This window comes from Microcoleus sp. Z1_A1, assembly GCF_036700305.1.
Lineage (GTDB): Bacteria > Cyanobacteriota > Cyanobacteriia > Cyanobacteriales > Microcoleaceae > Microcoleus.
On sequence record NZ_JAUBOR010000012.1, the window covers coordinates 46,377 to 58,180 of the forward strand.

At 46.9% G+C, this 11,804-nt stretch carries 11 protein-coding genes and 1 pseudogene; 6 read left to right on the top strand and 6 right to left on the bottom strand.

Annotated elements, in window-relative coordinates:
- The first annotated feature begins 91 nt into the window (after positions 1–91).
- Positions 92–502 (top strand): Npun_F0494 family protein, encoded by a 411-nt coding sequence (locus tag QT973_RS10360; RefSeq protein WP_333391290.1) that lies wholly within the window; start codon positions 92–94, stop codon positions 500–502.
- Between the two features lie 4 nt (positions 503–506).
- On the opposite strand, the gene QT973_RS10365 is transcribed toward QT973_RS10360, so the two are convergent.
- A complete protein-coding gene (locus QT973_RS10365) occupies positions 507–647 on the bottom strand; it encodes a hypothetical protein (protein ID WP_333391291.1) in 141 nt (46 codons plus the stop codon).
- Positions 648–1,116: 469 nt separating this feature from the next.
- Between QT973_RS10365 and QT973_RS10370 the strand changes: the two genes are divergently transcribed.
- Both QT973_RS10370 and ileS read left to right on the top strand, forming a co-directional pair.
- Positions 1,117–1,680, top strand: coding sequence for a Uma2 family endonuclease (locus QT973_RS10370; protein WP_333056191.1), 564 nt, complete (start codon positions 1,117–1,119; stop codon positions 1,678–1,680).
- Between the two features lie 266 nt (positions 1,681–1,946).
- A complete protein-coding gene (gene ileS / locus QT973_RS10375) occupies positions 1,947–5,537 on the top strand; it encodes an isoleucine--tRNA ligase (protein ID WP_333269744.1) in 3,591 nt (1,196 codons plus the stop codon).
- 290 nt (positions 5,538–5,827) lie between these two features.
- On the opposite strand, the gene QT973_RS10380 is transcribed toward ileS, so the two are convergent.
- From QT973_RS10380 to QT973_RS10395, 4 genes are all read right to left on the bottom strand, one after another.
- Positions 5,828–6,142 (bottom strand): hypothetical protein, encoded by a 315-nt coding sequence (locus tag QT973_RS10380; RefSeq protein ID WP_333056189.1) that lies wholly within the window; start codon positions 6,140–6,142, stop codon positions 5,828–5,830.
- A complete protein-coding gene (locus QT973_RS10385; protein ID WP_333056188.1) occupies positions 6,129–6,464 on the bottom strand; it encodes a XisI protein in 336 nt (111 codons plus the stop codon). Before QT973_RS10385 ends, QT973_RS10380 begins: the two co-directional genes overlap by 14 nt.
- The gene (locus tag QT973_RS10390) at positions 6,452–6,871 is read right to left on the bottom strand and encodes a XisH family protein (RefSeq protein ID WP_333056187.1); all 420 of its coding nucleotides are present in this window, start codon (positions 6,869–6,871) and stop codon (positions 6,452–6,454) included. Before QT973_RS10390 ends, QT973_RS10385 begins: the two co-directional genes overlap by 13 nt.
- A gap of 95 nt (positions 6,872–6,966) precedes the next feature.
- The gene (locus QT973_RS10395; RefSeq protein ID WP_333056186.1) at positions 6,967–7,479 is read right to left on the bottom strand and encodes a dihydrofolate reductase family protein; all 513 of its coding nucleotides are present in this window, start codon (positions 7,477–7,479) and stop codon (positions 6,967–6,969) included.
- 625 nt (positions 7,480–8,104) lie between these two features.
- On the opposite strand from QT973_RS10395, the gene QT973_RS10400 reads away from it, so the two are divergent.
- Entirely contained in the window at positions 8,105–8,443 is a 339-nt protein-coding gene (locus QT973_RS10400) for an XDD3 family exosortase-dependent surface protein (RefSeq protein ID WP_333056185.1), read from the top strand.
- 617 nt (positions 8,444–9,060) lie between these two features.
- Here QT973_RS10400 and QT973_RS10405 read toward each other — a convergent pair.
- Entirely contained in the window at positions 9,061–9,276 is a 216-nt protein-coding gene (locus tag QT973_RS10405) for a hypothetical protein (RefSeq protein WP_333056184.1), read from the bottom strand.
- Between the two features lie 611 nt (positions 9,277–9,887).
- On the opposite strand from QT973_RS10405, the pseudogene QT973_RS10410 reads away from it, so the two are divergent.
- A pseudogene (locus QT973_RS10410) lies at positions 9,888–11,426 on the top strand (ferredoxin--nitrite reductase); the annotation flags it as partial.
- Between the two features lie 18 nt (positions 11,427–11,444).
- A complete protein-coding gene (locus tag QT973_RS10415) occupies positions 11,445–11,771 on the top strand; it encodes a 2Fe-2S iron-sulfur cluster-binding protein (RefSeq protein WP_333056200.1) in 327 nt (108 codons plus the stop codon).
- Positions 11,772–11,804 lie beyond the last annotated feature (33 nt).

The following is an 11,804-nucleotide window of genomic DNA, read 5'->3' on the forward strand; positions in this document are numbered from 1 at the left end:
ATAAGTGTAAAATTAGGATCGATAGGGTGAATCAGCCCGCTCGGATATCTGTAACAATTAAAAATATAGTACCTGTTCAGAGGTTTTTTGAATGACTTTTATTCCATCTGAAGCGTTTAAATCTATTAGTTATCCCGATCGCACCGTAAAAAGAGCCGATCGCGCCGTCCGCTGTTCCCCTTTTCAATTACACTTCTTCCAGACCATCCGCGATAACAGTGTTTTCCTAAGTGCGATCGCCTCAAATTCCGGTGTCGAAAGCGGCTACACCCGATCGCCCGTATCCGAACTCGTAGCCGAAAACTCCCTACTCTGGCTGATCCAAGTCGGCGTTTTGCGGCGGGAAGTAGACGGACAAGGGATTACTGACAGTTTTCGCCTCACACCCCTAGGCCGCCAACTCGTGGAAAAATGGGAACAGGAAGGACAGGGAGTGCCGGATGCTTCATTGTGCGATCGTATGGGAAATGCCGTTAGCCGCGGATTGGGAGTATTTCTTTAAGCGTTTATTGCTTGTCCCAGTCCGACAGTCCGACAGTCCGACAGTCCGACAATCCGACAGTCCGACAGTCCGACAGTCCGACAGTCCGACAGTCCGACAGTCCGACAGTCCGACAGTCCGACAGGGAATGAATTCCCTGTCTCATAGCGAAAGTCGGTTAAAACCGACTGCAAGTCTAAATTCAATTCGATGTTGAGTTTCGCATAAAAGCGACTGCAAGTCTCAATTTAACTTGATGTTGAGTTTCGCATTGCACGTTAATCAACCTCCTCAGTCCTCTTGCAGAGGACTTGCGCTATGAGACAGGGATTTCAATCCCTGTCGGACTGCAAGTGTCAATTCAATTTGATGTTGAGTTTCGCATAAAACCGACTGCAAGTCTCAATTTAACTCGATGTTGAGTTTCGCATTTCACGTTAATCAACCTCCTCAGTCCTCTTGCAGAGGACTTGCGCTATGAGACAGGGATTTCAATCCCTGTCGGACTCGCCGTCAAACGAGTTAGACCCCTTAAAGCCGTCAAGCGAAGGACAGGGTTTTAGACCCATTTTCTTGATAAATTAAATGCCCGATCGCTTAACTAATACAAATTAAACTTAAATCAACTTAAAATAATGGTTCAAACCGCTTCTAAACCTTTGAGTCTCGATGAATTTCTCCAACTGTCGGAAACCAAACCCGCCAGCGAATTCATCGATGGTCAGATTATCCAGAAACCTATGCCCCAAGGAAAACACAGCACAATTCAAAGCGATTTGGGTGCTGACATTAACCGGGTACTCAAACCCCAACGCATCGCCCGCGCCTATTCAGAATTGCGCTGTACCTTTGGTGGTCGATCGACAGTACCGAATCTTGCAGTCTTTACCTGGGAACGCATTCCCCGCGATGAAAACGGCGAAGTAGCCAACACTTTCGCCCTCGCCCCCGACTGGACAATCGAAATTCTTTCCCCCGACCAAAGTCAAACTAAAGTCGTCCGCAACATTCTCCACAGTCTCGGCCACGGAACCCAGATGGGCTGGTTGATTGACCCGGAAGAAGAACTGGTATTTGTCTATTTTGCCGATCGCACTTTAGCAGTTTTTGAAGAACGGGGCGATCGCATCCCCGTTCCAACCTTTGCCGAATCCTTCAATCTCACCGTCGGTGAAATGTTCAGTTGGCTGACTGAGTAGCGCAACCTTGATTTATGAAGGATTTTTTAACCGCAGAGGGCGCAGAGGGCGCAGAGGAGGAGAAGAGAGAGAGCTCTACGGATTTGGTTCGATCTAATGTGCGGTCGATCGCTTATACTAAAATATCTGGTTGTCAGCTCTTCAATGACGAGAGATGACTAAAGTTGTCACTACCAACTTAATTATGATTATTTAACCGGACTTGATATCATCTTTCAAATAACCGCTAACTACTAACAACTAACTACATAAAACGTTTCTCAAAAATGGAAGCTAAATCTTACAAAGACACGGTAAACCTGCCCAAAACCAAGTTTGATATGCGCGCCAACGCCACCAAGCGCGAACCAGAATTGCAACAATTTTGGGCCGATCAAGAAATCTACGATCGCCTTTCGGAAAATAACCCAGGCGATTTGTTCATCCTCCACGATGGGCCACCCTACGCCAACGGACAACTCCACATCGGCCACGCCCTCAACAAAATCCTCAAAGACTTTATCAACCGCTACCAAATGTTGCGCGGCAAAAAAGTCCGCTACGTGCCCGGTTGGGATTGTCATGGATTGCCGATCGAACTTAAAGTATTGCAAAACATGAAATCGGACGATCGGCTAAATCTTACGCCGATCGAACTCCGCCGCAAAGCCGCCACCTTCGCGCAGCAAACAATGGAACAGCAGCGCGAATCCTTCCAGCGCTACGGCGTTTGGGGCGACTGGGAACACCCGTATTTAACCCTAAAACCCGAATACGAAGCCGCTCAAATCGGCGTTTTCGGTCAAATGGTGCTCAAAGGCTACATCTACCGCGGCTTTAAACCGGTTCACTGGAGTCCGAGCTCGAAAACAGCCCTCGCCGAAGCGGAATTGGAATATCCAGAAGGTCACACGTCGCGCAGCATCTACGTCGGCTTCCATGTGAGAAAATTGTCAAAATCTTTGCAGTCGAAGCTCAAGCGCTATATGCCAAGCCTCTGGGCGGCGATTTGGACGACTACCCCCTGGACAATTCCGGCAAACTTGGCGATCGCAGTTAATCCAGAACTGACTTATGCGGTGGTGGAACCGCCGGCAAATTCCCACATCGCACAACAATTTATGTTAGTAGCTGTCGATGCGGTCGATCGGCTGTCGGCAACTTTTAACACTGAATTAAAAATACTTGCCACCTTCAAAGGCAAAGAATTAGAAGGTTGCATCTACAAACACCCGCTGTTCGATCGCGAAAGTCCGATTGTTGCCGGCGGTGACTACATTACCGCTGATTCTGGGACGGGATTAGTTCACACCGCACCGGGGCACGGACAAGAAGACTTTATCGTCGGAAAACGCTGCGGTTTACCAGTTTTAACGCCCGTAGATGAGAACGGAAATTTCACTGCCGAAGCCGGACAGTTTGCAGGTTTAAATGTCCTCGGAAATGGCAATGCCGCAGTGATTGATGCCCTTGCCGAAGCAAATTGTTTGATTAAAGAGGAAAGTTACGCTCACTCTTATCCTTACGATTGGCGCACGAAAAAGCCGACTATTTTTCGGGCGACGGAACAGTGGTTTGCCTCGGTTGAAGGGTTCCGAGATGAAGCCTTAAAAGCGATCGCCGGTGTGAATTGGATTCCCGCCCAAGGGGAAAATCGGATTACTGCAATGGTGGGCGATCGATCCGATTGGTGTATTTCTCGCCAGCGGACTTGGGGCGTTCCGATTCCCGTATTTTACGATGAAGAAACCAACGAACCGCTGTTAAATGAAGAAACGATCGCCCATGTGCAAGCCCTTTTTGCTGAGAAGGGTTCCGATGCTTGGTGGGAATTGTCGATCGATGAATTGCTGCCGGAATCTTACCGCAATAACGGCCGCACTTACCGCAAAGGTACAGACACGATGGATGTGTGGTTTGACTCGGGTTCTTCCTGGGCCGCAGTTGCCAAAGGTCGATCAGAATTAAACTATCCGGCTGATATCTATTTGGAAGGTTCAGACCAACACCGCGGCTGGTTTCAATCCAGCTTGCTTACCAGTGTAGCAACTAACGGCATTGCTCCTTACAAAACAGTTTTGACTCACGGTTTTGTGCTCGATGAAAAAGGCCGGAAAATGAGCAAATCTGAAGGCAATGTCGTCGATCCAGCGTCAGTAATTAAGGAATATGGAGCCGATGTTTTGCGGTTGTGGGTGTCTTCGGTAGACTACTCGGCAGATGTGCCTTTGGGCAAAAACATTCTCAAACAGCAATCGGATGTTTACCGCAAAATTCGCAATACAGCTAAGTTTTTGCTGGGGAATTTGCACGACTTCGATCCGGCAAAAGATGCCGTTGCTTACGAGGAATTGCCGGAACTAGACCGCTATATGCTGCACAGAATGGGCGAAGTTTTTGCGGAAGTCCAAGATGCTTTTGAAAGCTTCCAATTTTCGCGATTCTTCCAAACTGTGCAGAATTTCTGTACGGTGGATTTGTCGAATTTTTACTTGGATATTGCCAAAGATAGACTTTACATCAGCGCGACAGATACCCTTCGCCGCCGCAGTTGTCAGACGGTGATTGCGATCGCTGTGGAGAATTTGGCAAGGGCGATCGCACCTGTTTTGTGTCACATGGCTGAGGATATTTGGCAGTACCTTCCCTATCCGACTCCTTACAAGTCCGTGTTTGAAGCCGGCTGGGTGCAAATTGATGCTTCATGGCACAATCCAGAATTGGCTACTCGCTGGCAGTATTTGCGACAAGTGCGGGGCGAAGTTAACAAGGTTTTGGAAAAAGCGCGGATTGAAAAGGCGATCGGTTCTTCTTTGGAAGCTAAGGTTTTATTGTACGTTCCCGATGTTGAGAAAAGAGAGCAATTGCAAGCTTTGAATCCCAGCAGTGAAGAATTGGTGGATTATGTGCGATCGCAAAATTCAGTCATCGAGTTAGCGGCCCAGGAGAAAGCAAAAGCAGCACAAGATAAACAGGAAGAACAAGCGGCAAAAGTTGCTAAAGTCTTGACAGAAAACAAAATTTATGTTGAGCCGAAAACGATCGCACAAAAGAGCGATCGACCTTCTCAGATAGTAGAGTATTCTGTCCCTGAACTGTCGGCTTCAGATTCGCAGCCAATCTTAGATCAAGCCGCCGAGTTTGTGGCTAATTTGCCTGAATACGCAGGCAACTTTTTTACAGAATACCAACAAGCGCTGGTAACACTTGGACTCTTAGCTTCTGTGTTGATAACGGGCCGAGTAACGCTGGCGATTTTGGATACGATGAATCAGATACCGCTTTTGGGAGGCTTCTTTGAAGTCATCGGCATCTTATTTACAATCTGGTTTGCTTTCCGTCACTTGCTGTTTGCCGCCAACCGTCAAGAAATTGCACAACAAATTGATTTCCTGACAGCAGATGTGGTGGGCCGGAGTACGGCGCTTGTACTTGCAGAAACACAGGCGATCGTCCTCGCACCGGCATTAGATACAGCGCTTGTGCTTGTAGAAACAGGGGCGATCGCCCAAACAGCCCCAGCCGAAAAAGTGTTTGTAGAAACACCCCAAATCCCGCAACCAGAATTAGTTGCGATCGAACCCAAACCAGAAATTCCTGCTGACCTAGCTGCAGGGCACCATTCTACAATGACCGGCAAGGGTGTAGATGAATTGCGCTATTTGTTCATTACTTCGGAAGTGGAACTGGTAGAATCGAATGCCATCCTGCAGGAATTGCCGTACAGTTATCAGTCTCCAGAGTTGGCGATTGGTGTAGTCAAAGCAGACGGCCAAAAGTGCGATCGTTGCTGGAATTACTCGACTCACGTCGGAGAGTCGATCGAACATCCGCTAATTTGCGAACGTTGCGTTTCAGCAGTAGACGGCAAATTCTAACTAAAATGTGTACTGCGGAATGAGAATTAAATAATTTCCCTTTTTTCTTGTGGGATGGGCGTCCTGCCCGCCCAGAAAGGACGGGCGGGACGCCCATCCCACAACAAACATGAAAAGTTGATTACTACTCGTTACCAGGCTCCTGCCTGGTAACGCAGATCCGGAGGCTCTGCCTCCATCTTCCCAGCCGAGGCAGAGCCTCGCTTATATGGGTTCCAAGGCAGAGCCTTGGAAGCAGTTAAATCAATCAAACAATGAGTGGGATGGGCTTCTAGCCCGTCACAAATATGCTATTTCTTAAAAAAACTGCAGACGATTTCACCAGGGTTGTTTTGTCCAAACGTCAAAACAGTTCCATCTTTCTTAACTGTAGTGCGATCGCGGCAATTGTAGACTTCCAGAGGCTGTTTCACTCCATCAACACTCAGAATTACCCTGTATTCCCAATAATTTTTTGCACTGCGTTTGATATCGACAATGCAAATCTCGCTTCCTTGATAATTGCGGCAAACAGAGGCGTCAGCAGGAAGGGCGGCCCCGAAAAAAGATATTAATAACAAAAAGTAGCAAACACATTTCATCATCTGCGATCTATTCCACTGCATAACCCGTATACTTCCGCATAAAGGGCGGCTGAAATCCCCAAACAATATCCTCTTTTGGAACTCCGGCTATTACTAAATTTTCAGCAATATCATCTTCAGTCGCATTCCATTGAAGCCAAATTTTTCCGCCCTTGATATCAATGTGAATGCTACAATGATGCACCCTAGTCTGCTTGTCCCAGCCCACATAAAAGATTTGGTAATGATCTCGTTCTGTATCAATAATTGTCTCGACTTCAATGTCTCCGTGAGCAGGTTTGTGCTGGCCGTACTCCAGTAACATTTGCTGCACAATTTGCCGATATTTGATTAATTTTTCCATTCTACAATAACCTCAACTGCTGTATCATAAACAATCATTTTTACCTGATTTTCCTCGATCCTTGCTTTCGGGAAATCTAGTTGAAAGAATTCTTCATAAGTTATTAACGGCACAGCCAAGTACAAAATGCGATCGGGTGCTTTTTCTTTGAGTGCTGCTCGGTAATTAATGAACTGCCCCAATGCTCTGTGAAATTCCGAGATTGCCGACGATTTTGCCAAAAAACTTTTGACCTCAACGGCAATTTTTTCGCCTTGCCTTTCTGCCGCAATCAGCCTTTCTGCTCCCAGATCGATCGACATATCTACACCGCCCACACTAATCGGAAACGGATCGTGGGTAATATGCCAGCCTTCTTTTTGCAAAGCTGTTTTGACAACTTCATGAAAAACATCTTTGGCAGACATAATATATCGATAACTAACTTACTTATTCCTATCTTACCTTTTTTGATAACCAACTGACAGTATTTTTGCAAGCGACTTAGCAATTGGGCGCGCCCTCAAGTCGCGACATCATAAGATAGCTGAACCATGCCAGAACTGTATGTCTGACATCCAGTTAACTGCAAAGCTGTAGTATTTATCGGATTAACAAATAAAGGAATTCCCTCGCCCAAAATAATCGGGTGCACCGAGAGAATTAGCTCCTCAACAAAATTTTGATTCAGGAAATCGCGAATCAGCAGAGAACCTCCCACCAACCAAATATTCTTTCCCTCAAGCAAGCGCAAATCCTTGACAAAATTCTCGAAATTTGTTACCACTTCGACATCCGAAGTAGCTTGAAAATCTAGATTCTTCGTAAAAACATAACTCTTTTTTTCCTGGTACGGGTACTCGCCAAAAGTTAGAACTTGTTCGTAAGTTTTCCGACCCATGAGAACCGTATCGATGCTATCTAAAAATTTACTATAACCGTAATTTTGGTCTGTAAACAGCCAATCAATATCGCCATTCGGTCGGCCAATATAACCGTCCAGACTAGATGCAATGAATAGTACAATTTTACGCATGGCAACACCTAGGTTTTGGGAATGATTGGGGTGATCGTCGCCCCAACTTTAATTTTAAATGATTTAGTGTCCTGACGGTAGCTTGAGTTCGATACCCACTTGGTCTCTCGGTAGTCTTGATTTTATTGTGACAGGATTTTTCACTGGGTGGGGATTAGCCCGCGCGTCACAATCAAAGAAACCGAGTTTTTTGGGGTTTCTACACTGTCATGCGTCTTCTCAACAAAAACCCGGTTTCTGGCCTACGCATCAGGGAGCATCTCAATGAAAGCAGCCACGCTAAAAATTGGAGTTTTGAGGCAGGAGGGAAGAAGGAAGGAGCCAGAAGAAGTGTTTTTACAAATATGAGATGCTCCCAGTACACACAATCCTGTAGTAAGCATCGGTGCGTCGCCACCCGTCAATCTGCAAGTTCTATTTAAAAGGTTGCAGATCCGCACCCTACATATTAAAATCACACAACATAAATATAGCGGCTACTGTACTTCATCAACCACCGAATCTGCTGTATGATTTACTAAAAATTAAAAACAGTCGAGCGAGCAGACTTGACAATTTAACAATGATTCCCAGGGAGGGTTTTATGAAATCCATTGCTAAAAACAGCCTCCACTAGACTTACTCAGTGGCTAGTTTCTGTCTCCTTTTCGCAATACAGCAACAAAAAGCTACAGCAGCAACGCTATCTAACGGCTGGAATTACGCGATCGATTCCTTGAACGACGGCGTGACAGGGGCTCAAATCGGCGGCGGGGAATTTGAATTTTACGGCATCGCCATCAAAGAAACATCAGATACAGCTTTCATCGCCATCAATTCTAATCTAAGTTTAGCCGGATATGCCGACTCACTAGCTCAAAGGGGCAACATCAACTACGGCGATTTATTCTTCAATTTTTCCGGTCAAATTTTCAATACAGCTAACGCAAACGGCAGCTTGTTTGGTAAGCTGTTGTGCATTTAAATTGTATGTTGAGGGCGGGCTATAGCCATCCTAAATCATTTGTGAATTTCTTACTCCCTCCCCTTGGGTTCGGGGAGGGCTGGGGTGGGGTAAAAAATTTATGACTCCTGCAAGGATTGCTATATGGGGCGTGATGTTGTAGATGCCGAGACCGGATTCTATTAATAATTCGATTGTTTGATTAATAATTTTCATAAATTGTCTTTCATCGCCAGCCCTGTTCAATATACCTCTCCAATAATTATTGTGGAACAGGCATCCTGCCTGTTCAAGACAGGCTTTGCTGGAGATGTCTAATAATTATAATTACCTTGGTTGGGATGACTTCATTCCTCAAACTCTTCAAATGCCGATCGCGCACAGCAATTTTACTAATTTTACCATCAGCGTTCAACCCAACAGGCTCTCATGAATCAGCACTTTTTCTGTAAGTGCCACCCAAAGCGAGAATTGGATAGTCAAAAAAAATCATACGGCAAGAACGATCGCACGTTTTTAGAACACCCAATCAACTTCCGGCCCTACATCCGCTGCAGGCATCGTGGGTTCCTTCTAACTCCCTCGGTGGTTTCTGCACTCTTAGGCGCTGCATGAATCAATCAAATTTTTAAATCCTGTTAATATATCGCCGACAGTTCGTTGACTATCTTGACTCTTCCCTTGATCACAGAACGCAGCAGGCGGTTGATCGAATGTCTGTATTCATCGTCGAGAGAGTCGTCCAAAACAGCGGCCATCAAGCCGTAGCGATCGGCTAAAGTCAAACAACCCGTCTCCGTAACAGAGGCAAGCATTTCGGAAATAGCGCCGGGGATAAGTTGAACTAAAAGCATGAGACGTTCCTTAAATTCGATGCTTATATCATCTCTCGTTCTGGGAAAATTAATAGTGACGCTGGCATAGCACACAATGTGATGTTTTGAGGCAAACTGTGTGACAGCGACCGCTCTAATGTTGTGACGATCTCGTTTTAAGTCTGCGATCGCAATCACAAAATTAATTTTAGATATTCCAATTTCCCCCTTTCCCTCCTAAATCTAAAGATTTAGAGAGATTTTTCGGTTTTGGGGGTCTCTTTACCCATTTCCCATGTATAAAACGCATGGGCATTATGCGAAATATTCATAAAACTCAATATTTTGTAAAAATAGATACGAATATTTACAATCGTGGGCTTTACATTAGCTCATAACAAAGGTGCATCGAAACAGAGCGATCGACCGAATCATCGGTAGCAACTATAACCATAAATAGTTTGGCGACGTTCGAGCTAGCGCCCAGTCAAGCTCAAGTTTACAGAAGACCAACCATGCTTAAAAGAAATTCCATCTAGTAACTAAATATACAGTTTTAAATCCATACAGTCACTAAGGTTAGCAGGAAACACACACTTTATGCTCCAAGTCAATACCTCCCCACACAAGCCAGCAGCGAGGGTAAACCGATGACCCAAACAGTAGAACCCAAAGCCCAAGCGAGCCTGAACAAGTTTGAAAAACTCAAAGCCGAAAAAGATGGCTTAGCATTAAAAGGCGAACTCGACCACTTCGCCGCAATCGGCTGGGAAGCAATGGACGAAATCGATCGCGAGCACCGCCTCAAATGGCTCGGCATCTTCTTTCGGCCAGTAACTCCGGGCAAATTCATGATGCGGCTGCGCTTGCCCAACGGCATCATAACTAGCAATCAAACCAGAACCCTAGCAGAAATCGTCCAACGCTACGGCGACGACGGCAGCGCCGACATCACCACCAGACAAAACCTGCAATTGCGCGGAATTCGCATCGAAGACGTACCCGACATCTTCCGCCGCCTCAAAGAAGCGGGCATGACCAGCATCCAGTCTGGCATGGACAACGTGCGTAACATCACGGGTTCCCCAGTCGCGGGCTTGGACGCCGACGAACTGATAGATACGCGGGAACTGGCGAATCAAGTCCAAGACATGATTACGAACAACGGCGAAGGCAACCCCGCGTTTTCAAATTTGCCGAGAAAGTTTAATATTGCGATCGCAGGCTGCCGCGACAACTCAGTCCACGCAGAAATCAACGACATCGCCTTCGTACCCGCTTACAAAGACGGCAACATCGGCTTTAACGTATTAGTCGGCGGTTTCTTCTCCGCCAAACGCTGCGACGCTGCAATTCCTCTCAACGCATGGGCAAGTCCCAGCGACGTTGTAGATTTGTGCAAAGCAATTTTAACTGTGTTTCGCGATCGAGGCCCAAGAGCAAACCGCCAAAAATCGCGGCTGATGTGGCTGATTGACGAACTCGGAATCGAAAAATTCCGAGCCGAAGTCGAACAAGAATTAGGGCGCACTTTGCCCGCCGCCGCGCCCAAAGATGAAATCACCTGGGACAAACGCGACCACATCGGCATCTACGCCCAAAAACAATCAGGGCTCAACTATGTAGGGCTCCACGTTCCCGTCGGACGGCTGCAGGCATCGGATTTGTTCGATTTGGCCAGAATTGCCGAGGTTTACGGTAGCGGCGAACTCAGGCTCACTGTGGAAGAAAACGTGATTATTCCCAACGTTCCCGACTCGCGGATAGAATCGCTGGTCAAAGAACCCCTGTTGCAGCGTTTTTCCATCGAGCCCGCACCGCTGACACGAGCCTTGGTTTCCTGCACCGGCGCCAAGTTTTGCAACTTCGCCCTCATCGAAACCAAAAGCCGATCCGTGGCAATGATTGAGGAACTCGAAGCTGAACTGTCAGTACCCAAACCGGTCAGAATTCACTGGACGGGTTGCCCCAATTCCTGCGGTCAACCCCAGGTAGCAGACATTGGTTTGATGGGAACAAAAGTTCGCAAGAACGGCAAAACCCTCGAAGGTGTAGACATTTACATGGGAGGCACAGTTGGCAAAGACGCTCATTTGGGTGCTTGCGTCCAAAAAGGCATCCCTTGCGAAGACCTCAAACCGCTGCTGCATCAACTGTTAGTCGAGCAGTTTGGGGCAGTTCCTAAAGAGATTACAGGGGATGTAGCTGTGCTGAACCGGCAACTGCAATTGACGGTTGAGGAGGGCGAAACAGCAGTCTCGGCAGCCCAACCTCAGACATCTACTGTCATTTTCGCTCGATCGGGCAAAGAAGTTGCTTGCAGCGAAGATGAGTACATTCTCGATGTTGCCGAACGGGCCGGGGTCGAACTTGACAGCAATTGCCGGTCAGGAAGCTGTGGCACTTGCAAGCAAAAACTCCTAGAAGGCCAAACAGTCTACGACAGCAAACCAGACGCGGCTGCTGACTTAGAACCAGGGTTCATTTTAACTTGCAGCGCGCGGGCGATCGGCAAAGTGTCGATCGACGCCTAATCTAAATAATGTCAGATGCGATGCGAAGGTCGC